The sequence below is a fragment of the Methylobacterium nigriterrae genome, from assembly GCF_037106235.1.
GTDB lineage: Bacteria > Pseudomonadota > Alphaproteobacteria > Rhizobiales > Beijerinckiaceae > Methylobacterium > Methylobacterium nigriterrae.
This window is the reverse complement of the sequence record NZ_JBAWTG010000966.1, coordinates 1-263: the sequence shown is the minus strand read 5'-3', so window position 1 is coordinate 263 and position 263 is coordinate 1. Positions and strand designations below refer to the sequence as shown.

Sequence of the window (263 nt, the reverse complement as noted above, 5' to 3'; positions counted from 1 at the left end):
CCCGGTAGCTCTCCCGCGTGGTTCCCCCGACGAAAACGCCCTCCGCATGCTTCGCGGCAAACGCCTTCCCTGCCGCGCTGGCTCCCGCCTGGAAAATGACCGGGGTGCGTTGCACCGATGGCTCCGCAAGGTGCGGCCCGGCCACCCTGAAGTTGGCGCCGACGTGGTTGATGTACCGCACCTTCGCCGGATCCGTATAGACGCGATTCTCGCGGTCGCGTATGACCGCGTCGTCGTCCCACGACCCTTCCCACAGTTTGTAC

At 66.2% G+C, this 263-nt stretch carries 1 pseudogene; it reads right to left on the bottom strand.

What is annotated here, in order from left to right:
- A pseudogene (locus WDW90_RS39890) lies at positions 1-263 on the bottom strand (N5,N10-methylene tetrahydromethanopterin reductase); the annotation flags it as partial.